The 23,001-nt window shown below is 69.8% G+C and carries 20 protein-coding genes; 13 read left to right on the plus strand and 7 right to left on the minus strand.

Annotated elements, in window-relative coordinates:
• Nucleotides 1-92: 92 nt before the first annotated feature.
• Nucleotides 93-353: a hypothetical protein gene (locus tag ACZ7MY_RS34800; protein ID WP_499608081.1), complete on the minus strand. Its 261-nt coding sequence runs from the start codon at nucleotides 351-353 to the stop codon at nucleotides 93-95.
• Between the two features lie 380 nt (nucleotides 354-733).
• Here ACZ7MY_RS34800 and ACZ7MY_RS34805 point away from each other — a divergent pair, with 380 nt between their 5' ends.
• The 4 genes from ACZ7MY_RS34805 to ACZ7MY_RS34820 all read left to right on the plus strand — a co-directional run bounded on the left by ACZ7MY_RS34805 (nucleotide 734) and on the right by ACZ7MY_RS34820 (nucleotide 4,754).
• Nucleotides 734-1,507 carry an SDR family NAD(P)-dependent oxidoreductase gene (locus tag ACZ7MY_RS34805; protein ID WP_499608084.1) on the plus strand — a complete coding sequence of 258 codons (774 nt, stop codon included), beginning with the start codon at nucleotides 734-736 and terminating at the stop codon, nucleotides 1,505-1,507.
• A 236-nt stretch (nucleotides 1,508-1,743) separates the two neighbouring features.
• Nucleotides 1,744-2,343 carry a molybdopterin-dependent oxidoreductase gene (locus tag ACZ7MY_RS34810; protein WP_499608086.1) on the plus strand — a complete coding sequence of 200 codons (600 nt, stop codon included), beginning with the start codon at nucleotides 1,744-1,746 and terminating at the stop codon, nucleotides 2,341-2,343.
• Complete coding sequence (locus ACZ7MY_RS34815) at nucleotides 2,313-3,068, plus strand: ferredoxin reductase (protein ID WP_499608089.1); 756 nt, start codon at nucleotides 2,313-2,315, stop codon at nucleotides 3,066-3,068. Before ACZ7MY_RS34810 ends, ACZ7MY_RS34815 begins: the two co-directional genes overlap by 31 nt.
• Before the next feature lie 279 nt (nucleotides 3,069-3,347).
• Nucleotides 3,348-4,754 carry an FAD-binding oxidoreductase gene (locus ACZ7MY_RS34820; RefSeq protein ID WP_499608091.1) on the plus strand — a complete coding sequence of 469 codons (1,407 nt, stop codon included), beginning with the start codon at nucleotides 3,348-3,350 and terminating at the stop codon, nucleotides 4,752-4,754.
• A 328-nt stretch (nucleotides 4,755-5,082) separates the two neighbouring features.
• On the opposite strand, the gene ACZ7MY_RS34825 is transcribed toward ACZ7MY_RS34820, so the two are convergent.
• On the minus strand, nucleotides 5,083-7,008 hold the full coding sequence (locus tag ACZ7MY_RS34825; protein ID WP_499608094.1) for a glycoside hydrolase family 35 protein: 1,926 nt from the start codon (nucleotides 7,006-7,008) through the stop codon (nucleotides 5,083-5,085).
• Nucleotides 7,009-7,058: 50 nt separating this feature from the next.
• Between ACZ7MY_RS34825 and ACZ7MY_RS34830 the strand changes: the two genes are divergently transcribed.
• From ACZ7MY_RS34830 to ACZ7MY_RS34865, 8 genes are all read left to right on the plus strand, one after another.
• Nucleotides 7,059-8,075 (plus strand): LacI family DNA-binding transcriptional regulator, encoded by a 1,017-nt coding sequence (locus tag ACZ7MY_RS34830; RefSeq protein ID WP_499608096.1) that lies wholly within the window; start codon nucleotides 7,059-7,061, stop codon nucleotides 8,073-8,075.
• 264 nt (nucleotides 8,076-8,339) lie between these two features.
• Entirely contained in the window at nucleotides 8,340-9,665 is a 1,326-nt protein-coding gene (locus tag ACZ7MY_RS34835) for a carbohydrate ABC transporter substrate-binding protein (RefSeq protein ID WP_499608098.1), read from the plus strand.
• Nucleotides 9,666-9,772: 107 nt separating this feature from the next.
• Nucleotides 9,773-10,756, plus strand: coding sequence for a carbohydrate ABC transporter permease (locus ACZ7MY_RS34840; RefSeq protein ID WP_499608100.1), 984 nt, complete (start codon nucleotides 9,773-9,775; stop codon nucleotides 10,754-10,756).
• Nucleotides 10,757-10,779: 23 nt separating this feature from the next.
• Nucleotides 10,780-11,697 (plus strand): carbohydrate ABC transporter permease, encoded by a 918-nt coding sequence (locus ACZ7MY_RS34845; protein WP_499608102.1) that lies wholly within the window; start codon nucleotides 10,780-10,782, stop codon nucleotides 11,695-11,697.
• 40 nt (nucleotides 11,698-11,737) lie between these two features.
• Nucleotides 11,738-11,917, plus strand: a complete 180-nt coding sequence (locus ACZ7MY_RS34850; protein ID WP_499608103.1) for a DUF6903 family protein — start codon at nucleotides 11,738-11,740, stop codon at nucleotides 11,915-11,917.
• A complete protein-coding gene (locus ACZ7MY_RS34855; protein ID WP_499608106.1) occupies nucleotides 11,914-13,338 on the plus strand; it encodes an alpha-L-fucosidase in 1,425 nt (474 codons plus the stop codon). The genes ACZ7MY_RS34850 and ACZ7MY_RS34855 overlap by 4 nt, the downstream gene beginning before the upstream one ends.
• A complete protein-coding gene (locus ACZ7MY_RS34860) occupies nucleotides 13,335-14,495 on the plus strand; it encodes a peptidyl-prolyl cis-trans isomerase (RefSeq protein WP_499608108.1) in 1,161 nt (386 codons plus the stop codon). Before ACZ7MY_RS34855 ends, ACZ7MY_RS34860 begins: the two co-directional genes overlap by 4 nt.
• Nucleotides 14,492-16,861 carry a discoidin domain-containing protein gene (locus ACZ7MY_RS34865; protein WP_499608111.1) on the plus strand — a complete coding sequence of 790 codons (2,370 nt, stop codon included), beginning with the start codon at nucleotides 14,492-14,494 and terminating at the stop codon, nucleotides 16,859-16,861. The genes ACZ7MY_RS34860 and ACZ7MY_RS34865 overlap by 4 nt, the downstream gene beginning before the upstream one ends.
• Before the next feature lie 152 nt (nucleotides 16,862-17,013).
• Here the strand turns inward: ACZ7MY_RS34865 and ACZ7MY_RS34870 are convergent, their stop codons facing one another.
• The 5 genes from ACZ7MY_RS34870 to ACZ7MY_RS34890 form a co-directional block, all read right to left on the minus strand.
• Nucleotides 17,014-18,585, minus strand: coding sequence for a TerD family protein (locus ACZ7MY_RS34870; RefSeq protein WP_499608114.1), 1,572 nt, complete (start codon nucleotides 18,583-18,585; stop codon nucleotides 17,014-17,016).
• A gap of 445 nt (nucleotides 18,586-19,030) precedes the next feature.
• Nucleotides 19,031-19,567: a DUF3761 domain-containing protein gene (locus ACZ7MY_RS34875; RefSeq protein WP_499608116.1), complete on the minus strand. Its 537-nt coding sequence runs from the start codon at nucleotides 19,565-19,567 to the stop codon at nucleotides 19,031-19,033.
• 86 nt (nucleotides 19,568-19,653) lie between these two features.
• Nucleotides 19,654-20,517 carry a hypothetical protein gene (locus ACZ7MY_RS34880; RefSeq protein ID WP_499608118.1) on the minus strand — a complete coding sequence of 288 codons (864 nt, stop codon included), beginning with the start codon at nucleotides 20,515-20,517 and terminating at the stop codon, nucleotides 19,654-19,656.
• A gap of 598 nt (nucleotides 20,518-21,115) precedes the next feature.
• The gene (locus ACZ7MY_RS34885; protein ID WP_499608120.1) at nucleotides 21,116-21,487 is read right to left on the minus strand and encodes a fic family toxin-antitoxin system, toxin component; all 372 of its coding nucleotides are present in this window, start codon (nucleotides 21,485-21,487) and stop codon (nucleotides 21,116-21,118) included.
• Nucleotides 21,484-21,807, minus strand: coding sequence for a type II toxin -antitoxin system TacA 1-like antitoxin (locus tag ACZ7MY_RS34890; RefSeq protein WP_499608122.1), 324 nt, complete (start codon nucleotides 21,805-21,807; stop codon nucleotides 21,484-21,486). The genes ACZ7MY_RS34885 and ACZ7MY_RS34890 overlap by 4 nt, the downstream gene beginning before the upstream one ends.
• Before the next feature lie 357 nt (nucleotides 21,808-22,164).
• Between ACZ7MY_RS34890 and ACZ7MY_RS34895 the strand changes: the two genes are divergently transcribed.
• Nucleotides 22,165-22,917, plus strand: a complete 753-nt coding sequence (locus ACZ7MY_RS34895) for a ZIP family metal transporter (protein WP_499608125.1) — start codon at nucleotides 22,165-22,167, stop codon at nucleotides 22,915-22,917.
• The last annotated feature ends 84 nt before the right edge of the window (nucleotides 22,918-23,001 follow it).

Consider the following 23,001-nt stretch of genomic DNA (forward strand, 5'->3'; position numbering starts at 1 on the left):
GGAGCTGATGCGACGCGACGAACCGGCCCCGGCACGCCCATTGAGGGCGTGCCGGGGCCGGTTCGGGGGCGGTGCCGGTACCCGCTACGGGGTCAGCGGTGGCACTGCTTGTGGGCGGGGCGCCAGACACGGGTCCAGTGGCCGGGGTGCCAGCGGTGGTGCCGGTCCCGGAAGCCCGGGTGCCACTGCCGTGCCCAGTGGCCCGCCGTCTTCATGCAGTGGTGCGACGCTTTCGGCGGCCGGTGGTCCTGCGGAGCGGCTGACGCGCTCCCGACTGTGCCGAGGACCATGCCCGAGGCCAGGGCCACTGTCGCCGCGCTGATGGCCACAGCCTTCTTCAACCCATTGATCATGTTCAGGCCTTTCCATGCGATCCGGGAGTCGAGGTCCCGGCATTGCCCGGACCGTTCGCCCGGGCATGCACTGATCCTCACCCTCCGGAATCGCCCGATCACCGCAGAACACCGTCTCTCATGAAATCCCATGCAATTTCTCATCTGACTCAAAGAGTCATATTGTCTGGGCCGCGGAGTCCGGCTTGATCATCAACTCGGACGCGGCAGGCAGGGCGGGTCCACGCAGTCCTGTTTGCAGGACGGACCGCGGGCCCGCTGCGACTGGCACCGTAGATGACTCGTAGAGCTGCTGTAGATCCTGCGGTGGCAGGCTCGAGTGCACACAGGCAAGCACACAGGCAAGAAGTGTTCGCCGCTCAGTGTGGAGAGTGATTCGTATGGCCACGGACTTCGAAGGTAAGAAGCTCGTCGTGATCGGTGGCGCCAGCGGCATGGGCCTCAAGGCCGCCGAGGATGTGATCGCGGCGGGCGGCAGCGCGGTGATCGTCGGCCGCCCGGGTCGGAAGCTCAACGACGCCGTCGCAAGCCTGTCGCGCTCCGGCAGCGCATGGTCGATCGAGGCCGACCTGGCAGACTGGGATCAGGTCGTCGAGGCGCAGAAGCAGTTGGCGGAGGACCATCCCGATGCCACCCTCCTCGTCAACTCGGCGGGGTTCTTCCTGCCCAAGCTCTTCCTCGACTACGAGGTCGAGCACTACGACTCGTACCACGACCTCAACAGGGCGACGTTCTTCCTGACCCAGACCGTCGTCCGGGCCATGGTCGCCGGTGGTCAGGGCGGCGCCATCGTGAACGTGGGGAGCATGTGGGCGCACCAGGCCCTCGCGGTGACACCGTCATCGGCCTATTCGATGGCCAAGGCCGGCCTGCACGCCCTCACGCACAACCTGGCCATCGAACTCGCCAGCGAGGGCATTCGTGTGAACGCCGTGGCTCCCGCCGTCACCAGGACGCCCCTGTTCGAGAAGGTCTTTCCCGCGGACCAGTTGGACGATGCGCTGGGGCAGCTGAGCGGCCTGCACCCGCTCGGCCGGGTCGGCACGCCGCAGGATGTGGCCTCGGCGATCGTCTTCCTCCTTTCGGACGCCTCGAGCTGGACCACGGGCGCCATCCTCAACGTCGATGGCGGAGTCATGGCAGGCCGCAACTAGAGGCATCTCTCACGCCCCGCCCGGGGGGGACCTGACACCTTCCCCGGGCGGGGCGGCTGCCTGGCGTCGATGACGGCTGCCCGCGTACGAAGGAGCCCGTATGGCGGGCCATCCGAGAAGCGACGCTCGAATGGGCATCTTTCGTCGGGCAGCCACAGGTAAGAAGTCGCCTCCGGCGGGCGCTCACCTCCGAAGAGGCCCGCAGGGCTCACACCGGACGAACAAGGACGACGAACATGGCGTTCATCTCGCGTGGCTTCCACGGCCGAAGGCCGCCGGCCGGCACGAAGCTGCCGCCCGGGCAGTACGAGACGACCGGCTTCCCGGTGCTGTCCGCCGGGCCCACGCCCCGCGTACGGCGGGACGATTGGAAGCTGTCAGTGACCACGGAGGCCGACAAGGAGCACGTGTGGGACTGGGCGGGCCTGATGGCGCTCCCGGCGGAGTCCCCGACCGTCGACCTGCACTGCGTGACGAAGTGGTCGAAGTTCGGCACCCAGTGGCGAGGCGTGTCGCTGGACGTTCTGCTCGCGGACGTGGAGACGGCCGCAGAGCATGTTCTCGTCGGCTCGTACGGGGGTTACACCACGAACATCCCCCTCGCCGACCTGGTCGACGGCAAGGCCTGGATCGTCTACGGCTACGGAGGCGAGGACCTGGCGCCGGAACACGGTGGTCCCGCGCGGCTGCTGGTCCCGCACCTGTACCTGTGGAAGTCCGCGAAGTGGGTCCGAGAGATCCAGCTGCGGCGAAGCGACGTGCCCGGCTTCTGGGAGAGCGCCGGGTACCACAACTACGGAGACCCATGGCGCGAGCAGCGGTACCAGGGAGACTAGGCGACCGGCTCCGGTGGCGGACCGCCGAGGTGACGGGTCGGCGCGTGGAGTCGAAGACGGCCGTCACCCTGACACTGGACGTGCCGGACTGGCCCGGACACCTGGCCGGCCAGCATGTGGACGTCAGGCTGACCGCGGAAGACGGCTACAGCACCCAGCGCAGTTACTCGATCGCCTCGGCCTCCAACGGCCGGACCCTCGACCTGACGGTCCAGCGCACACCCGGCGGGGAAGTGTCGCCCTACCTCGTGGACGAGCTCGTGCCCGGGGACGGGCTGGAGCTGCGCGGGCCTGTCGGCGGCTGGTTCGTCTGGAGGCAGCAGCAGACGGAGCCGGTTCTGCTGGTGGCGGGCGGATCGGGACTCGTGCCTCTCATGTGCATGATCCGCGCGCGGGAGGCCGCCGGCAGCCGGACCCCCTTCAGGTTGCTCTACGCGGCGCGGACCCCGTCGGACGTGCTGTACGGCTCGGAGCTCCACCAGGGGGCGCCGGGGCTGGATACGACGTACCTCTACAGCAGGGAAGCCCCGGAGGAATCACGGCGCCCGCCGGGGCGCATCACCCCTGAGGACTTGGCCCGCGGCGGCTGGCCCCCCGACTTCGAGCCGACCTGCTACGTCTGCGGGCCCACCGGGTTCGTCGAGAAGGCGGCTGCCTACCTGGTGCTGCTGGGACATGCGCCGGAGCAGGTACGTACCGAGCGCTTCGGCGACAGCGGAGGTTGAGACGGCGCCGGAAAGCGCGGCCAGGGCCTCTGCCCGAGGTCTCGGCCGTTGACGTGACCGCCGCGACGAGCGCCGGCCCGCCGCCCGGGGCGCCGGCCGGCACTGGGTCGGCGGCGGGGTACTCCAGAGGGATCATAGATTACATCTGTAATATAACAGTCCATCGCCTGCCCATCAGGCGCACGGCCCTGCCGTCGCCAATGCACCACCGATTCGCACGCGCGGGATCACTCATGGGCGACCGCCCAGGGACCCCGCGGCACGATCCACGAGGACATCATGATTTTTGACGACCGCTTCAGACCCGTGTCGGCCGCGGAGGCGGCCGAACTCGCATCGCTGGTGAGCGGCCCGGTCCTGCTGCCCGGCGACGAGGGCTACGACGACGAATGCGAGATCTACAACCTCAACCTCTCCCTGGAGCCGGCGCTCGCGGTCGGTGCCGCCGACGCGTCCGACGTGCGGGCGGCGGTCTCCTTCGCGGCCCGCCACGGCCGGCCCGTGACGGTGAAGACCACCGGCCACCAGCAGGTCGGCCCCGCCCGGGGCGGGGTGCTGATCAGCACCCGGCGCATGAAGGGCATCACCGTCGACGCCGACCGGCGACGCGCACGGGTCGAGGCCGGCGTGATCTGGCAGGAGGTGATCGACCAGGCGGCCACCGTCGGCCTGGCCCCGGTGAGTGGCTCGGCGCCGCTGGTGGGTGTGGCCGGTTACACCCTCGGAGGCGGACTCAGTCCCGTCCTCGGCCGGAGTCTCGGATACGCGGCGGACCACGTCCGCTCGCTGGACGTGGTCACCGCGGACGGCGCGTTGCGACACGTCACGGCCGACACCGATCCCGAACTGTTCTGGGCCCTGCTCGGGGGCAAGGGCAACTTCGGCGTGGTCACCGCGCTGGAATTCGACCTGTTCCCGCTGACCCGCTTCTACGGCGGCGGCATCCACTTCCCCGGCGACCGACTCGCCGACGTCCTGCACACCTGGCGCACCTGGCAGTCGGACATGCCGGAGGAGATGTCCTCCTCGCTGGCCGTGCAACGCCTGCCCCCGCTGCCCGAGTTGCCGGAACCCCTCCGGGGCGCGTTCGTGGTCCACGTGCGCTTCGCCTTCCTGGGGCCTGCGGCCGAGGGCGAGCGGCTGATCGCACCCCTGCGCGCGGCCGCCCCCGCACTCGTCGACAGCGTCGGCGAGATGCCCTACACCGCCATGGGCGCCATCCACCTGGACCCCCCGACGCCCATGCCCTACTACGACCGCACGACCATGCTGCGCGCGTTCCCCGCCGAGGCCGCCGACGTACTGGTCGAACTCCTCGGTCCCGGGTCGGACTCCCCGCTGGCGAGCGTCGAGATCCGCATGCTCGGCGGCGCACTCGACCGTGAGCCCGCGGTGCCCAACGCCGTCTCCACCCGCGGCCTTCCCTTCGTCCTCTTCGGCTTCGGCGTGGGCGGACCCGACCAGGCCGGGTTCCTCGGCGGCGCACTCGACGAGGTCATGAAGGCGATGGAGCCCTGGGCGGACGACCGCAGGATGGTCAACTTCCTCTCCGCCGAAGAGGCCACCGGCCCCGAGCAACTGGAAGAGGTCTACGGCACCGACCACTTCCGGCGCCTGACCGCCGCGAAGAAGGCCCACGACCCGACCAACACGTTCCGGGTGAACCACAACATCCTGCCCGGCTAACGGGGTACGGAGCCCTGGGGCCGGACTCATCCGTCCGGCCCCAGGGGGCCCGGCGATCCGGCCGTCACATCGTCGTCGCACGCTGCTCAGCAGACTCCCGTGCGCGGTGCGGACGCGGTGCCACTGTCCCGCCCGCTCGATGGTGTGCGCTGTGCACGGGACGAAGCCGTGTGTGCACCGGCCACCTCACCAAGGTCGCCGGCGTCGCCTCCGAAGGCACCGGCTGCCATGGTCCGGCGCTCCCCCTTGCCGGCCCGTTCACCGACCCGGACGGGTTCGTGTGGGAGGTGGGCGCGGCCGGGGGAGCGGAGAGGGCGCCCCGGCGCGCTCAGTCGAACTCTTCGACGTACTCCTCGGTCGGGCCCAGTTCGGGCTCGTCCCGGAGTTCCAGGGTGTCCCCGAGGCCCTCGAGTTCGAGGACGGTGACGGTGTTGACGCCCGCGTGCAGCAGCGGCGCCGGGCAGTACAGGGTGACCTGAGGGCCGATGTCCCAGTGGCGGCCGAGCAGGAAGCCGTTCACCCAGACCAGTCCGTGCACCGATCCCGGCAGCGCCAGGAAGGTGTCCGCGGGCGTGTCGGCGTGGAACTCGGCGACGGCGAACCCGGCATCCGTACCGGTGGCCGAGCCGCCACCCGCGTCCAGTGCCGCCGACAGCTCCCGCTCTGACCACTCGGGCAGTGCCACCGGCGTGCTCTCCCAGCCCTGGACCATGCGCCGGTCGACCAGGACGGGACCGAGCAGCCCCTTCGGGCGGCCCACGTTCGGGCCGTAGTTGACCCTGCCGAGGCTCTCGACCAGGACGTCGAGACGGACGGTCTCCCCGGTGCCGGTGATCTTCAGCTCGGGGGAGTCCGCGTCGGCGACGCCGAGGTGGACGCCGTCGGCGAAGACCAGGGCGCGGTCGCGGACGTCGGTGAAGACCAGCCGGTGTTCGCCGGTGGGGATGCGCGGGCGGGCGGTGCAGCGCGCCAGGCCCGCATCCAGTCCGAGTCGCTCGAAGGAGGCGGGGCGGGGCGCGGCCGAGGTCGCCACCGGTACGGCTCGGAGCGCGGCGTCGAGGCCGTCGAGCAGGCCGGCCCGGCGCACCAGCACGACCCGGGTCGGTGGGAGGACGGGAAGCCGCTCGGGGGAACGCAGCGGCCCGGTCGCGCCCAGGACCTCGCGCATGGCGTGGAACTTCGGCGTGAAGCGACCGTCCTCGGCGATCGGCGCGTCGGAGTCGTAACTGGTGACGACGGGCTCGAGCCGGCCCTCGGTCTCGTTGGCGCCGGCCCACAGACCGAAGTTGGTGCCGCCGTGCGCCATGTAGATGCTGACGCTGCCGTGGTCGTCGAGGATGCCGCTCAGGGTGTGGACGGCGCTGTCGACGCTGCGGACGTGGTGCCGTTTGCCCCAGTGGTCGAACCAGCCGTTCCAGAACTCGGCAACGACGAAGGGCTCCTGGGGCCGTCGGCTGGTCAGCAGCTCGCGGGCTTCCTTGGGCTTGGAGCCCAGGGTGGCGGCGGTGAGGGTGCCGGGGAGCGTGCCGCCGTCCAGCATCAGTTCGGTGGGGCCGTCGGCGGTGAACAGCAGTTCCGTGATGCCGTGTTCGGTGAGGGCCTGGCGGTTCCAGCGCAGGTAGGCGTGGTCGTCGCCGTAGGAGCCGAACTCGTTCTCCACTTGCACGGCGACGACCGGTCCGCCCCGGGACGCCTGCAACGCGGCCAGGCGCGGGACCAGGTCGCCGAACCAGCCGGCGACGGCCGAGGTGAACTCCGGGTCGGAGCTGCGGATCGCGAGGTCCTTGCCGGTCAACCAGCTGGGCAGGCCGCCGTTGGACCACTCGGCGCAGATGTAGGGACCGGGCCGGACCACGACGTCCAGGCCTTCCTCTCCCACCGTGCGGATGAACCGCTCCAGGTCCCGCCAGCCGTCGAAGCGCGGCGCGCGGTCCTCCCGGGGCTGGTGGAAGTTCCAGGCCACGTAGGTGTCGACGGCGTTCATCCCGAGGTCGGCGATCCGGCGGACGCGGTCGCGCCAGAGATCGGGGTGGACCCGGAAGTAGTGCAGCGCCCCGGACAGGATGCGGTGGGGGATCCCGTCGCGGTACAGGCGGCCGTCTCGCCAGGACAGAAGTGCGGGGGAGGCGGCCGTCGCCGCCGCGCCCGAGGGCGCGGCGAGGGCGGTCTCGGCGGCTTCGGCCGGGCGCCGCGGCGGGCCGATGTTCGTCGTGGGCGACTCGTTCACCGGGGGAGCGTATGTTATCGATGACATCGATAACAAGCCTGCTAAGGTCCTCCGAACCGATCGGGGGAGGGAACACCATGAACGAGGACGCCTCGCGGCCGCGGCAGCCGAGCATGGCCGACGTGGCCAGGATCGCCGGAGTGTCGGCGCAGACCGTCTCGCGCGTCCTGCGCGGCTCACCGAACGTCAATCCCGAGACGTCCCGGCGGGTCCTGGCCGCCGTCGAGCAGATCGGCTACCGCTTCAACACCGCCGCGCGGACCCTGTCGTCCGGCCGCAGCCACACCATCGGCCTGGTCCTGCTGGCCTCCGGCGGGTACTACTCGCGCTCGGCGGTGACCGCCGGTGTGGAGTCGGCGGCGGGCGAGGCCGGGTACGCGGTGAGCATCGCGACCATCTCCGCCCTGGACGTGGGCCTGATGGAGCGTTCCCTGGCCAAGCTCGCCGACCAGAACGTCGACGGCTTCGTGATCGCGGTGCCGCTGATCTCGGTGACCCGCAAGATGGAGGAGATCACCCGGGACATCCCGACCGTCACCCTGGACGGGTCGCGCACCGCGGGTGCCCGGGTGCTCGGCATCGACCAGCGCGAGGCCGGCCGGATCGCCACCCAGCACCTCCTCGACCTGGGGCACCGTCAGGTCTGGCATGTCTCCGGGCCGGACGAGTGGATCGAGGCCCGGCAGCGCCGGGAGGGCTGGCAGGAGTGCCTGGAGCAGGCCGGGATCGAGGCTCCGCCGCCGCTGGAGGGCGACTGGTCGCCCGCCTCCGGTTACCGGCAGGGGCAGATCATCGCCATGATCCCCGAGGTCACGGCGGTCTTCGTGGCCAGCGACGAGATGGCCTTCGGGGTGATCAAGGCGCTGCGCGAGCGGGGCCGGTCGGTGCCGGAGGACGTGTCCATCGTGAGCGTCGACGACATCGCCCTCGCCGCGTTCTGCGCACCGCCGCTGACCGCCGTACGGCAGGACTTCTTCGGCTACGGCGCCGCGGCCGTACGGCTGTTGCTGGACCCGGACGCGGGTCCTGAGGAGGCCGTGGGTACCCCCACGCTCTCCGTGCGGGCCTCCACGGCGCCGCCGCGCGCCCTCTGAGGGGCGCCCGTGCGGCGCTCACGAGCCAGGTATCGGCTGTGAGCTGATCCGGCGGCATCCCACCCCTTGCGCCCGTCATGTGATCGGTGCCAAGGTACCCAGCATGTTATCGGTGCCACCGTAACAACGCCGGGTCGTACGTCCACCGGATCCGGGGTGCGGTGGCGTGGTGCCCGCGATGCGGAGAGGCCCCGGACGGGGTCTGTGACGGGCCCGCACCGCCGCTCAAGTCAGGTGGGCGTACGTCCATGGGAAGGACCCCAAATGAGGAGATCGTTCGCCTTCGCCGGCACCACGGTCCTGGCGCTCTCGCTGCTCGTCGGCTGTTCGTCGGCCGGCGGCTCGGACTCCGGCTCGGGCAGGACGACCCTCAAGGTCGCCGCTCTCGAGGGCGGCTACGGCAAGGACATGTACCACCAGGTCATCGAGGCCTACGAGTCCTCGCACCCGGACGTCGACGTCCAGCTCCAGATCTCGAAGAGCATCGAGGACGAGATCACGCCGAACATGAAGGCCGGCAAGTACCCGGACGTCGTCGTGCTCGGCCAGGGCCGCAAGGCCGGTCTCACCGAGACCCTGATCAAGGACAAGGCGCTGGAGGACCTCACCCCGGTCCTGGACACCAAGGTCCCCGGCGGGACGCAGACGGTGGGCGAGAAGCTGACCGACGGCATCGTCGGCAACCTCAACACCAACCCGTACGGCACGGACAAGACGTACCTGATGCCGATGTACTACTCCCCGACCGGCCTCTTCTACGACAAGGGCCTGTTCAAGGAGAAGGGCTGGGACGTCCCGACCACCTGGGACGAGATGTTCGCGCTCGGCGACAAGGCGAAGAAGGAGGGCATCGCCCTCTTCACCTATCCGACGGCCGGCTACCTCGACTCGTACTTCTACGCCCTGCTCGCCGACGTCGGCGGGGAGCAGTTCTACCAGGACGTCATGACGTACAAGCAGGGCATCTGGAAGACGGCGCAGGCCAAGCAGGTCCTCGACATCACCACCAAGCTGCTCGGCTACGCCGAGAAGTCCACCGTCGGCTACGCCAACGAGCAGGACTTCACCAAGAACCAGCAGTCGATCCTCGACAACAAGGCGCTGTTCATGCCGAACGGCATCTGGATCACCGGCGAGATGGCCGACGCGCCCCGTTCGGACGGCTTCGCGTGGGGCCTGACCCCGCTGCCCTCGGTGAACGAGGGCGGCACCCGCTACCTGACGACCTCGGTCGAGTCGGTCTGGGTGCCCAGCGCCGCCAAGAACAAGGACGCGGCGCAGGAGTTCATCGCCTTCCTGTACTCGGACGAGGCCGCGAAGATCTTCGCCAAGTCGAACGCGATCCAGCCCGTCAAGGGCCTCTCGGACAGCCTGACCGGTGAGAGCACCGCGTTCTACTCGCTCTACGACGACACGTCGGTCTCCGCGCTGGTCGGCGGCTTCGCCTCGACGAACCCGGTCGAGGGTGTCGACATCAAGTCGACCCTGTTCGACACCGCCAACAGCATCATCAGCGGCGACACCACCGAGGCCAAGTGGCAGGCGGCGCTGGACGAGGCCAGCGAGAAGCTGCGCCAGGCGGGCAACTGACCGGCCCGGCGGCGGCGTGGTCCGGCCGGGCCGCCGCCGGAGCCTTCCCCATCCGGTGAACCTCCGGGTTCGCCAGTACCACTTCGTACGACCGGAGGACCGGCACGGTGACGACCCTCTCCACCCCACCCCAAGAAGCGGCGGCACGCCCCCGGAAGACCGGGACGACCTTCCGCCGCACCCGGCCGGGTGCCCCCGCCCGGACCCGCGAGCGGGGCGACACCCGCTTCGTGCTGGCCTGCCTTCTTCCCGCGCTGGTGCTGTTCGCGGTCTTCATGGTCTACCCGACCGTGAACGTGTTCCGGATGTCGCTCTACACCTGGAGCGGTTTCTCCCCGGACATGAAGTTCGTGGGGCTGGACAACTTCAGCCGTCTGCTGGACGACCAGCAGTTCGTGCGGGCCTTCCAGAACACCGTCACCCTGCTGGTCGTGGTGACCGTGGTGACCATGGGCATGGCCCTGTTCCTCGCCGCGATCATGACCCGGCAGAAGCTGCGGGGCAGCAACCTCCTCCGGTTCGTCCTCTACATCCCCAACATCCTCTCCGTGGTCGTGATCGCGGCGATCTTCTCCGCCGTCTACGACCAGAACAACGGCCTGCTGAACGGCACCCTGCGGGCGGTGTCCCTGGACACCTGGCAGCAGGTCTGGCTGGGCGACCAGAAGCTGGTGCTCTACTCGGTCGGGATGGCCATGGTCTGGCAGTCGCTGGGCTACTACATGGTCCTCTACATGTCGTCCATGGCGAGCATCCCCGAGGAGCTGTACGAGGCGAGCTCCCTCGACGGGGCCTCCGCCGTACGGCAGTTCTTCTCCCTCACCCTGCCGCTGATCTGGCAGAACCTGCGGACCTCGCTGACCTTCTTCGTGATGAGCGCGGTCAACCTCAGCTTCGTGCTGGTCCGCGCGATGACCGGCGGCGGCCCGGACAGCTCCTCCGAGGTACTGCTCAGCTACATGTACAAGCAGGCGTACACCAACTCGTCCTACGGCTACGGCATGGCCATCGGTGTCGTCATCTTCGCGTTCTCGTTCCTCGTGTCGCTGCTGGTGAGCCGCGCGACGCGGCGCGGGCCCCTCCAGTTCTGAGGACGGAACCCCACACCATGACCATGATCGACTCTCCCGGCTCCGGCGCGGACTCCGCCGGCTCCGCCCGTCCCGGTGCCGGCCGCGCCCGCAGCGGCCGCGCGCTCACCTACACCCTGGTTGCTGCCCTCGCGCTGGCGATCGCCGTACCGGTCGCCTGGGTGCTGACGGCCTCGCTGAAGGCGAAGAGCGAGTTCTTCGGCAGCCCCTGGACGCTTCCCGAGGGCCTGCGCCGGCAGAACTACGCCGACGCGTTCACCGACGCCCACCTCGGCACGTACTTCCTGACCTCGGTGTTCGTCACCGTGCTCGGCCTGGTCTTCGTGCTCGCGGTGTCGGTGCCGGCGGCCTACGTCATCGCCCGCTACGACTTCCCCGGCAAGGGTGCCGTCGAGACAGTCCTGCTCGGCGGGTTGTTCGTGAACGTCAACTACATCGTCGTGCCGATCTTCCTGATGCTGGTCGACTGGGACAAGGCGCTCGTCGACGTCTTCCCCGACGGCTTCTTCCTCGACAACCCCACCGTGCTGTCGCTGGTCTACGCGGCCACCTCGATCCCGTTCACCATCTACCTGCTGACCGCGTACTTCCGGTCCATCCCGGTGGAGTACGAGGAGGCGGCGGGTCTGGACGGGGCGTCCCGCTTCCGGATCATGACCACGATCATGCTGCCGATGGCGCGCCCGGCGGTGACCACCGTGATCCTCTTCAACTTCCTCGCCTACTGGAACGACTTCATCATCTCGCTGACCCTGCTGCCCGGCGAGGGCAAGACCGTCCAGGTCGGCCTGCTCAATCTGTTCACCGCACAGAAGGCGGCGGCCGACTACGGCCGTCTGTACGCCGGGATGGTCATCGTCATCGTGCCCGTGCTGCTCGTCTACGCGCTCATCCAGAGGCGGCTCATCGAGGGGATGGCGTCCGGCGGAGTCAAGGGCTGACCTCCCCACACGGACCCAAGACGGAAGGAAACGAACCGAGATGAAGGACTCGACGCGTGCCGGCCTGCTCGTCGGCGTGCGCACCCTGATCGCTGCGGCCCTGGTGGCGCTCGTGGTGGTGGAGCGGAGGACGGTCGGCTGGGGCCACCTCGCGGTGATGCTCGTCGCGCTGGGCGGACTGCTCGCCCTGCTCGCCTCGTACAACCGGACGTTCCGGTGACCGCCGCGGCGTCCGCGCGGACGCTGGCCGCCGTCCGGCCCAGCGAGCGGCAACTCACCTGGCAAGAGCTGGAGTTCTACGGCTTCATCCACTTCGGCATGAACACCATGACCGGCCGCGAATGGGGCGAGGGAGGCGACGACCCGGCCCTGTTCGACCCGTCCGACCTGGACGCCGACCAGTGGGTGCGGGCGCTGAAGGCAGCCGGGATGACCGGTGTCATCCTCACCTGCAAGCACCACGACGGCTTCTGCATGTGGCCGAGCGACGCCACCGCGTACTCGGTAGCGGCGGCCCCGTGGAAGGACGGCAAGGGCGACATCGTCGCCGAGGTGGCCGACGCCGCCCGCCGGCACGGCCTGAAGTTCGGCGTCTACCTCTCCCCATGGGACCGCACCGAGGCCTCCTACGGCTCCGGCACCGGCTACGACGACTTCTACGTCGCCCAGCTCACCGAACTCCTCACCCGCTACGGCCCGGTGTTCTCGGTGTGGCTCGACGGCGCCAACGGCGAGGGCCCAGGCGGCAAGCGCCAGACCTACGACTGGGAGCGGTACTACGCGGTGGTCCGCGAGCTCCAGCCGGACGCGGTGATCAACGTCTGCGGCCCCGACGTCCGCTGGTGCGGCAACGAGGCCGGCGAGACCCGCCCCGACGAGTGGAGCGTCGTACCGCGCGCCCTCCAGGACGCCGAGCGGACCGCGTCCCGCTCGCAGCAGGCCGACGACGGCACCTTCGCCCGGCTGGTGCGCAGCGACGACCAGGACCTCGGCAGCCGGGCGGCGCTCGCCGGGCACGAGGACGACCTCATCTGGTTCCCGGCCGAGGTCAACACCTCGATCCGGCCCGGCTGGTTCCACCACGAGGCCGAGGACTCCCAGGTCCGGTCGGTGGACGAGCTGTTCACGCTCTACCTCCGCTCGGTCGGCGGCAACTCCTGCTTCCTGCTCAACGTGCCCCCGGCCGCCGACGGCCGGCTCCACCAGGCGGACGTGGACGCCCTGGAGGGACTGGGCCGGCGGATCGCCGACTTCCGCGCCCGCCGGATCGACGCCATCGCCACCGTCAGCTCCGGCACCCCGGGCGACATCGCCGCCGTCTGGCCCGGCCGGGCCATATCCCCCTGGCGCGCCGGCGAGGACGACACAAGCCCCTGCGTGACGCTCGCCTTCGCCGGCCCCCGCCCCGTCGAGGCGGTCGTCGTCGGCGAGGACATCACCCAGGGCCAGCGCGTCGAACACGTCGTTGTCCGGGGAGCCCTGGACGGCGTCTGGACGACGCTCGCCGAGACCGGCGCCGTCGGCTACCAGCGCATCCTCACCTTCCCGCCCACCGAGGTGGACACCATCGCCGTCCAGATCACCGCGGCCAGGGACACCCCGGTCCTCGCCCGGGTGGCGGCGATCGGGGCGTCCTCGTGAGCGCGGGCGGCCGCCGGTCGGGCGGTTCGCGCAAGCCCGGCGCGCGCAGGGCCTCCGCCGCCCGGCGGCCGGTCGCGCCCCCGCCCACGACGGCGGGCCGCGGACGGCTGTCCCGGCGGGTGGCCGCCGTGTCCGGCGCCGCCTGCCTGGCGGTCGCCGCGCTGGTCGCCGGCACGGTCACCGCGTTCGGAGGGCAGGGCCACGGCGACGAGGTCGCCTCGCTGGACGGCCACCCCGTCACCCGGGAGGAGCTCCTCTTCCACATGGATCGGCTCGCGCCGACGGTGCAGAACGAGCTGCGCAACACATACTCAGGCCTGAAGACCTCGTTCTCCTGGAACGCCAAGGCCGGAAATCGCACCGCGCTGCAGCGCCTGGAGACGCGGGCGCTCGCCGAGATCCGCGAGGACAAGACCACGTTGCTGCTCGCGCGGCAGCAGGGCCTCGTCGGCTCCGTCGACTTCGCCGACCTTCAAGCCGAGCGCACCGCCGAGAACACCTCCCGGGCCGAGGCCGTCGCCGCCGGCCGGACCGTGTACGGCGTCACGGACTACTCCCTGGACGAGTACTACGGCCACCGGCTGACCGAGCTAGCCACCGGCCTCAAGGACAGGCTGAGCAAGAGCCCGGGCGACCCGCTGCACGTCACCGACGCCGAGGTCCGCAAGGCGTACGACGACGACCCCGACTCCTGGAACGCCAACGCCACCACCTACACGTACACGCAGCTCGTGGTGCAGGTCCCGGGGAAGGCGGGCGCGGACTTCGACGCGAAGCTCGCGCGGCGGGTGAAAGCCGCAGGCGACCTCTCGGACGTGAGCGGGGTGACGGACGCCCAGGTCACCACCGGCACGTACGGCGGTGACGGCCCCACCAGCATGAACAGCCACGACCAGGACCTGAGGTCCGTGCTCGGCGACCTGAAGCCGGGCGAGATCTCCGAGCCCGGCAAGGGCGGCGGACAGATCACCTACTACCAACTCGACAGCAAGAAGACCGACGACGACAAGGCGTTCAGCGACTACGCGTCGCGGATCCGCCAGTCGCTGGTCGAGACGAAGTACGACAGATACCTCCAGCGCCGGGCCGACGACGCCTCGCTGCGCGTCGACCACTCGGCGATGACCGCCATCAACGCGAAGGATGTGCACCCATGAGCCCTGCCGACGTCGGCCCACCCGAGGACAGGAAGGTACGGCGCCCCAGGATCACCGGGCGGACCCTCCGCACGGGCCTCACCTCCTTGCTCGCGGCGCTGCTCGTGGGCTCGCTCGCGCCGTCGGCGTACGCCGCCGCGGAACCGGCCGCCACGGCGAAGTCCGCGACGAAGGCCGCCGCCACCGCGAAGTCCTGGCCGGGCAACACGCCCAACAGGACGGGCGGCACCGACTACTACATCGACGCAACGCACGGACACGACACCGCGTCCGGCACCTCGGCGCGGCACGCCTGGAAGACCCTGGCCAAGGCGAACGCGACCACCTTCACGCCGGGCGACCGCATCCTGCTGAAAGCCGGCGAGCAGTGGCAGGACGAGCAGCTGTGGCCGAAGGGCTCCGGCAGCGCGGGCAAGCCGATCACCATCTCCGCCTACGGTGACAAGAACGACGGCCGCCCGTACATCGCGACCAACGGCAACGTCCCCAGCCCGTTCAACGCGGACGGCACCAAGAACCCCGACACCGTGGGTCTCACCGGTGCCATCGTGCTGCGCAACCAGCAGTACTGGGACATCAACAACGTCGAGCTGTCCAACGACGACGACTTCTCGACGAACATCACCACGGGCACGTACGTCCGCGACGGAATCATGGTGTCGATCAACGCCGACCTGCTGAAGGCCGGCGAGGACACCGTCATGGACCACTTCCGGATCTCGGACATCTCCGTCCACGACCTCGACGGCCCGAGTCGATGGCAGAAGATCCACTACGGTGCGGTGGACTTCCAGGTCTTCGGCAACAAGAGCTACAAGGACTACGCGACCGGCGGCCACTACTTCAAGGACGTCCGGATCGAGAACAACACGTTCGTCAACGTGGAGCTGCACGCGGTGCAGTTCGGTTTCAACTGGTTCAACGCGGACGGCGCCGCCGCGGGCCAGTACGACGACAGCGGGAAGTTCCACGAGGGCTGGGAGCAGCTGTGGGTGCGTACCCGCGACCTGTACAGCCGTGACGTCTACATCGGCCACAACTACGCCGAGAGCATCGGCCAAGGTGCCATCCAGCTCGCCGACACCGAGCGGATGACGGTCGAGTACAACGAGGTCAACGGCTTCCTGGAGCGCTACGACGCGGTCTCCTGCGGCCTGTACCTGTGGGCGGGCGCCGACTCGACCATGCAGTACAACGAGGTGTACGGCGGCCCGGACAACGAGTACGACGGCACGCCCTGGGACATGGAGTACACCAACTTCAACGTCACCTACCAGTACAACTACTCGCACGACAACGCGGCGGGCTGGATGGCCTACATGGGCAACAGCTCGAACTCGGTGGCGCGTTACAACCTGAGCGTCAACGACAACGGCGTCCTGGTGAAGAACATGCTGTCGTCGAACTACGAGCCCTCGTACTTCGTCAACAACACCTTCGTGTACGACGGTTCCAAGCTCGACTACGTACACGACGAGACGTTCCTGAGCCGCGTCTACTTCCTCAACAACATCTTCCACAACACGTCGAAGACCGACGAGACGACCTGGTACCGCCGCACCGGCGCCCTGCGCCAGGCCGTGTTCTCGAACAACGACTACTACGAGGCGGGCGGAAAGCACTCCACCCAGGAGCCGTCCGACCCCGACGGCCTGCGCGTGGACCCGCAGTTCAAGGGCAGCGTGGACACCTACGTCACCGGTGCCGGAGTCGCGAAGATCCGTACCGCGGCGGCGCATTTCTCGCTGAGGAAGAACTCGCCCCTGATCGACGCGGGCCGCTACAACGCCCACCTGGGCGCCGCCGACTTCCTCGGCACCAAGCTCTACTACGGTGACGCGCCCGACATCGGTATCGCCGAGTCCCGCAAGGGGAAGCGGGTCGCCCACCCCGTCGACGACGACCCGATCGAGGAGGAGGCCGACCACCGCGTCGACCTCGCCCTCGGCAAGACGGTCACCGCCAGCTCCACCCACCCGGGGGCGAACGGCACCCTCGGCGCGGAGAAGCTGACCGACGGCAACCTCAGCACCCGCTGGGCCGCCGCTGACGCCGCCGCCTACCCGATCACCCTCGACGTCGACTTCGGCACGGCGACCACCTTCGACCAGGTCTACCTGGACGAGTACACCGACTCGGGCACCAACCCCCGTGTCCAGTCCTTCGACCTGCAGCGCTGGGACGACACCACCGGCACCTGGGTCACCTTCGCGAGCCGCGACACCGGCATCGGTCACGACCTGACCGTCACCGGCTTCGGCCCGGTCACCACCTCCAAGCTGCGGGTGGCACTCACCGGCCAGATCGCCACGGAGCAGTACACGCCGACGCTGACCGAGATCTCGGCCTACAACTCGGCGTCCTGACCCCCCGTCCGGTCCCGCGGTCACTCCGCGGGACCGGACGGGCGGGCCTGAACCTGTGATCCAGGGCCTTGATGGCGGGTCGGGCTGGTTTCGGTCGGCTGATTGATCCGCCGTGGTCGCCACAACACATCGGCGGGTATGTCTCGAGGCGGCTATGCGATGGTGACGCCGTGGTCGCGGGCGAGTGCGTCGAGGCCGTCGGCCCAGCCTTGGCCGATGGCGCGCAGCTTCCAGACGGGGTGGCCGTTTGTGGTGTGCCGGTAGATCTCGGCGATGGCCATGGCCCGGATGGCGGGGTCGGCAGGGGGCTGGAACGTCCAGGCCGTGCCGGTCGCGCAGTCGATGTGCAGGGTGGCGTGGGTGAGGGCGCCGCAGGTGAGGCCGGTGTCTACGTCCATGTTGATGGCGATGGTGACCCGTTGGATGTGCGGGGGTAGGGCGGTGGGGTGCAAGGCGGCGCGCTCCACGGTGTGGGGGCCTTCGGGCTGCTTGCCGAGCAGGCGGGCTGCGCCTTGGGCGGTGGACGGCTGGTTGTAGAAGACGAAGTCGTCGTCGCAGGTGACCTGGCCGTCCGCGTCGGTGAGGAAGAGGGTGAGGTCGGCGTCGGCGCCGGCGAAGCTGAAGGCGATGAGCAGCCCCTGCCAGGCCTCTTCCGGGAGTACCACGTTCTGTCCCGGGGCGAGTGCGGTCGCCGGCGAGTGTGAGGGAGCGACGGGAGCGCAGGCGGGTGCCGGGGGAGTGGTCGGCATGCCTGCGGGCATGGTGGTCTGGGTCTGCCACTCGGCGAAGGGGCGTATGCGGTACGGGTCCGGCAGAGCAGCGGTGTGCGCGCCTGGCACGTTGGCGCGGAGGTCGGTGTCCAGGCCGGCCAGGGTCGCGTCACCGGTGGTGACGTCGTCCTGGGCGTGGTCGAGAAGGCTTTGCAGGCCGGGCAGGCGGCTGGTGTCCAGGGGCTTGATGGTGCCGGACAGGTTCCCGGAGGCGGTGGTGGTGACCGAGCAGCCGACGTCCTGTCCGATGTCGAGGAATCGCAGGGCGTCGTTCGGCTCCCGCCAGGGGCCGGCTTCGATGGCCTCGCGGGTCCAGCGGCCGTAGGCCACGAACCCGAGGCGCTGGGTGTCCGGCATGCGTGTGAGGACGGCCAGGTCGATGGCGGTGATCCCGGGTGCGGTGGCGAACGCTTCCTTGAGGGTGGCGATGATGTTGGATCCCATGGAGGTGAGCCACCACAACATGCGGTCCCGCTTGCTGAGCGACTTGAGAGTGGGCCGGCCGCTGGAGGTGACGCCGGGCGTCTGGTCGGGCAGCGAGTCGATGTCCTGCTGCCGCATCACGACCGACAGGCTGGAACCGTCCACTCCGACCGCGCAGCCCGCGGCGGGGTTGTCGGCGAAGGCGTAGTTGACCACCTCGCACACGGTTTCCTCGTCGTTGCCGATCAAGGCCTGCCACCATTGGTCGGCCTCGGTGGTCAGCCGGCTGTGAACGCCGTTCAGGCGGGCCTCTTCAAAGGCGAGGTAGGCCGGGGCGTCCTCCTCGGCCCTCCGCTTGGCGGCTGCCCGCTCGGCGCGGGCGAAGACCCCCAACCCGGTCAGGTGATGGGCCTGGGCCTCGGCCAGCGCCCATGCAAGTCCCAGCTGCGGGGGCCCCGGCACCACCGGGGGGTGCACCGGAGCGAAGGACTGCAGATGGACACTGGTCGTCTGCCGCCGCAGCTCCTGCAACTGGGCGATAGCCGCATCACGTTGTGCCTCCTGCTGAGCCCGCTCGACCTGACGGCGGGCACGGTCCAACTGCGCGGCCGAGGGAGCCGCAGCCCGCGTACGCGTGGTGCGGCTCGTGCTGGTGCGCCGACGTCCCCCGCCTACGGAACTGGAGGCGTAGAACGGGCCGACCCCGGAGGAGACCCGCGTACCACCGCTGCCCATGCTGATGCGCGCCGCCCGGGGCCCCACGGACGTCCGCACACCCCGGGTTGAGACCCGCACGCTCATCCCCGGCACGCCTACGCGAAAGCCGAAAGCCACAGTTTTACTCCGTCCTTGCTGTGAATCGGGGCAGCGGGGGGCACTGGTGTCATGCCCGGTCCGGACCGCCACCCCGGTTGTGCCTTGCGCGGAACTGCGGACCGCCTACCGATCGGAGCCCGATGACTGGTCTGCTGCCGGGCTACCGGTAGAAGACGGCGACTCCGCCGTGGTGGGAGCATGCACCCTGGTGGTGGGCGGCGTAGCTGTAGGTGCCGTCGTTGCACCTGGCGGTGGCCCCGGCAGGATGGGATGTGCCGCCACCCGAACTCGACGAACCGCCACCCGAACTCGATGAACCGCCATCCGTGCTCGACGAGCCGCCCGACGAGGAGCCGCCGCCTCCTGAAGAGCCGCTGCTCGACTTGCGTGTCGCCGTCGAGGCGGGCTTGGCCGTCTTGGTCACGGTGACCGTGGGCTGCGGACTGGCGGTTTGGGTCACGGTCACGGTGGGCGCCGGGGCAGGCGTCTTTGTCGCTGTCGCCGTGACCGTCACGGCCGGACGCGGCGTCGAGCCGGCTGCGCTCGAGCCCCCACTGCCGACAGCTGCCCCCGCTACAAGCAGCGCCAGGGCACCCGCCCACACGCGCTTGCGCTTGTACAGCGGACGAATATCAGGCATGCGGACAGGCTCAGGCGGGCGGACCGCCCACTGCGGACCTGGCTGGTACTGGCTCATGCGACGACCCCCACGACGAACACCGGACCCCCTTGTCCGGACAGTTGAGCACTTTACAAATTCTCCGTGCAAAGCACACAAGTACGTTACGTAATCGCAACCACCTGGCAGAGCGGTGCGGCTATGGGTGAGTGCTGCACGCGCGGCACCCACACCGGGCGAGGTCGCCGCACACGCTGCCGTTCAGGTGTCGTGTCGAAGAGTTTTGGAAGTGTCTGGGCTGCCCGCTGGAGGTAGGGGACTGCGCCGAGGGCCTCCAGGCGGTCGGAGGCGGCGCGGAGTTCGGTGGCGGCACGGCCGCGAAGGCCGCGGCGCCGGAGCAGGCAGCCGAGGTCGAGGTGGATGCGGGCCCTCTCCAGGGGGTCGGGGGTGCCGTGCACGGTCAGCAACGCCTCGTCGAGGGCGGATTCCGCACGGTCGGGGTCCCCTGCGGCGGCGGCGATGCCCGCGGTGACGCGCAGGGCGCCTGCCCGGATCGGGGCTGGGACGGGGCCGGGGCCGGGGCCGAGCAGTGGTGCGAGAAGGCCTGCGGCCCGTGCGGGGTGTCCGTCGGCGAGTTCGGCCTCGGCCAGCAGCAGCCGCCACGGGAGGTCGGCCGGTGCGCCGCCGGGTGCGTAGGGCGGGAGTTCGTTCCGGGCGGTGAGCGCGCCGCGGGGGTCACCGGTGACCAGGGCGAGGAAGGAGGCGGCCCGCAGGGTGTGGCGGCGGCCGTTCCCTCCGTCCCCGTAGGCGGGGCTACGTCGCGCGACGGCAAGGTGTTCCTCGGCCCGGGCGTAGTCGCCCAGGGAGGCGGCCATGTGGGCGGCCTCGGCGTGGGGCAGCGGCTCCAGCCGGCGCCGGCCGTGGTCGGTGGCGAGCGAGGCGGCAAGGGCGAGGTGTTCGTCGGCGGTCGCCCAGTCGCCGAGTGCCGTCAGGGCGTGTCCGAGCAGGACTTCGGCGAAGCAGCGCACGGATGCGGAGCCGGTCGAGTGCTTCGCTGAGGTCCCGCTGGGCTTCGTCGGGGGGTCCTGCCGCCGCGGCGGGCATGGTGGAGCCCACCAGTGCGCCTGGGGTGCCTCCCCGGCGTCGGCCGCTGCACGTGTGGCTTCGGCGGGACGGCCGTCGAGCATCAGTGCGGAGACCAGGACGTAGGTGGTGAGTCCCGACTCAAGCGGCTCGGCCGGGAGTTCGCTCGCACGGCGGGCCCGTTCGACGGCCTCGCCGTGCCGGGACCCGATGGTGAGGGCGTAAGCGACCTGTGCGGCGATCCTCCCGCGCAGCCGGGGGCCCGCAGTGCCGTTCCGTTCGTGGCTGTTCTCCCAGGCCGGTCGGAGGACATCGACGGCCGCTTGCGGAAGCGGACGCCCGCGGTGACCGGTCCGCCCACGACCGGGAGGCGGCCCGGATCCGTGCGGTGTGCGCGGGGCACGGTGTCGACGTGGGCGGCTGAGAGGGTGTTGTGTCCGACTGCGATAGCGGCCGCGTCCGGGCTGGTTCAGTAGGTGATCGCCAGGCCCCGGCGGGCTGGGACGCCGTAGTGGCGGCGCACCTACTCGCCGGAACGGTGGCTCATCGGACGGTCCAGCCGCGCAGCGCCACGGCGATCTCCTCCACGGTGACCCGGCCGGCCTCTGTGTCGCGAACGAGAGCGGCGGCGTCCTTGGGCGGGTAGTTCAGGCGGTGGCCCTGCAGGGTCAGGAACCCGTAGGTGCTCATCCATGAGAACTGCAGGTTCGAGTGCTCCAGGCTGGGAATGCGGGCAAGTTCGTGCATGAGCGCGGCCGCCTTGAGGTGGTCCGAGCCGTAGCAGTCGCGGTCCATGGCGCTGGAGTGGACGCGGGCCACCGCGGCGTAGAGCACGCCCAGTTCGTGCACCTGCGGGTCACCGTCGATCCGCTCGGCGACGTGCAGCAGGAACGGCACGTCGATGGTGTGGATCACGCGGCGTTCCCGCGCCCGGCCTCGGCGGCGTCCATCTCGGCCAGGCGGCGGCGTGCGGACTGGGCCGCGGCGTGCCGCTCGGTGTCGGGGATGTTGTCGCCGAGCTCGGCGAAGGCCTCGCGGGTGTATTCGGCGGCCTCCCGGGCGGCGTCGAGGAAGATCTTCTCGACGGCCGTGGCGCGCTCGTAGGCGGCCGACAGCACGTACTCCTGCATGCTCACCCCGGCGGCCTTCGCGGCCCCGGCGATGGCCTCGTACTGCTCTGCGTCCGGGAACCGGAGGCTCATGGCCTTCTTCTCGGCCTTCTCAGATGCGCCCATGGTGGCAACGGTACCACTGGTGGCATCCGTCGAGGAGAGGCACATTGGCGGGCCGGCTTGCCCGTCCCCTTCGGCGCCCGGCCGGTCGCGCCGGCAGACCGCTCTACCGGTGCGAACGCCAGTACCGGCTGTCCCCGTGAGGCAGACAACAGGCATCAGTAGCTCGGCAGCTCAGTCCGTCTGCTGCGATGCCGGCTCTCACGAGCGGGGCAGCAGAGCCAGAGCGGTGTCGGCGATTGCATGAAGGGATTCGGGGCTGCTGCCGCCCTTACCGAGGGCCTCGATGCCGCGCCGGCTCCCTGTGACGGCCCGAATGGCTGAGTAGCGACCCCTCACGACGTCGCACAAGATTGCTTCATGCCGGTTCTGATAGCCGCGTGCGCCATGGTCATGACTCTTGTGGGCGGGGTCGTGGCACAGCGGGTCGGTGACCGCCGCCATCTGGTTCTCGGTCTCGCCGCCGGTCTCATGCTGGGTGTTATCGGCTTCGATCTGCTTCCCGATGCGCTGGCTGCTCAGCCTCGGCGCATTTTCGGGGTTCCCGCAGCGCTGCTGATGTTCGTCGCAGGATTCCTTGCTCTGCACGTGGTAGAGCGAGGAGTCGCCATTCACCGCGCTCACGAGAGCGAGTACGCACCGCACAGCCATGCTTTTGGACATGCGCAGGAGTCCGCGGAGGGAATCGGTCTGACCGCGGCCTCAGCACTTGTGGGACACAGCGTGATCGACGGGTTCGCCATCGGCGCTGCGTATCAGGCTGGCAATACGCTGGGTATCGTCGTTGCCATAGCTGTCATCTCGCACGACTTCGCCGACGGATTCAACACCTATACGATTGCCAGGCTGTACGGCAATGCCCGGCGTCGGGCGCAGCTACTACTAGTGGCCGACGCCCTGGCTCCGGTGGTCGGGGCGGCGATCACTTTGGGGTTCACCATACCGACGGGGCTGCTGGGCCTTTATCTCGGATTCTTCGCCGGCTTCTTGCTTTATCTGGCGACATCGGACATATTGCCGGAAGCCCACAGTCCGCACCCCTCCAAGGCCACCCTATTGTTCACGGTGACGGGGGCACTGCTGATGTGGTTGGTGATCGGGCTTGCTGACTGAGCGGGCCGTTGGTGGAAAGTCACAACTGCGGAAGGTCTCCGTGGGCCGCGTCGTTGGGACGCCGATCGTGTCAGACCGTGTCGG

This window comes from Streptomyces sp. NPDC111520, from assembly GCF_055635295.1.

Coding starts and splice junctions, on each gene's coding strand:
- ACZ7MY_RS34810 (WP_499608086.1), top strand. CDS start 1,744: ATGGCGTTCATCTCGCGTGGCTTCCACGGCCGAAGGCCGCCGGCCGGC.
- ACZ7MY_RS34865 (WP_499608111.1), top strand. CDS start 14,492: ATGAGCCCTGCCGACGTCGGCCCACCCGAGGACAGGAAGGTACGGCGC.
- ACZ7MY_RS34825 (WP_499608094.1), bottom strand. CDS start 7,008: ATGTCATCGATAACATACGCTCCCCCGGTGAACGAGTCGCCCACGACG.
- ACZ7MY_RS34820 (WP_499608091.1), top strand. CDS start 3,348: ATGATTTTTGACGACCGCTTCAGACCCGTGTCGGCCGCGGAGGCGGCC.
- ACZ7MY_RS34850 (WP_499608103.1), top strand. CDS start 11,738: ATGAAGGACTCGACGCGTGCCGGCCTGCTCGTCGGCGTGCGCACCCTG.
- ACZ7MY_RS34835 (WP_499608098.1), top strand. CDS start 8,340: ATGAGGAGATCGTTCGCCTTCGCCGGCACCACGGTCCTGGCGCTCTCG.
- ACZ7MY_RS34895 (WP_499608125.1), top strand. CDS start 22,165: ATGCCGGTTCTGATAGCCGCGTGCGCCATGGTCATGACTCTTGTGGGC.
- ACZ7MY_RS34800 (WP_499608081.1), bottom strand. CDS start 353: ATGATCAATGGGTTGAAGAAGGCTGTGGCCATCAGCGCGGCGACAGTG.
- ACZ7MY_RS34805 (WP_499608084.1), top strand. CDS start 734: ATGGCCACGGACTTCGAAGGTAAGAAGCTCGTCGTGATCGGTGGCGCC.
- ACZ7MY_RS34830 (WP_499608096.1), top strand. CDS start 7,059: ATGAACGAGGACGCCTCGCGGCCGCGGCAGCCGAGCATGGCCGACGTG.
- ACZ7MY_RS34890 (WP_499608122.1), bottom strand. CDS start 21,807: ATGGGCGCATCTGAGAAGGCCGAGAAGAAGGCCATGAGCCTCCGGTTC.
- ACZ7MY_RS34875 (WP_499608116.1), bottom strand. CDS start 19,567: ATGAGCCAGTACCAGCCAGGTCCGCAGTGGGCGGTCCGCCCGCCTGAG.
- ACZ7MY_RS34815 (WP_499608089.1), top strand. CDS start 2,313: ATGGCGCGAGCAGCGGTACCAGGGAGACTAGGCGACCGGCTCCGGTGG.
- ACZ7MY_RS34845 (WP_499608102.1), top strand. CDS start 10,780: ATGATCGACTCTCCCGGCTCCGGCGCGGACTCCGCCGGCTCCGCCCGT.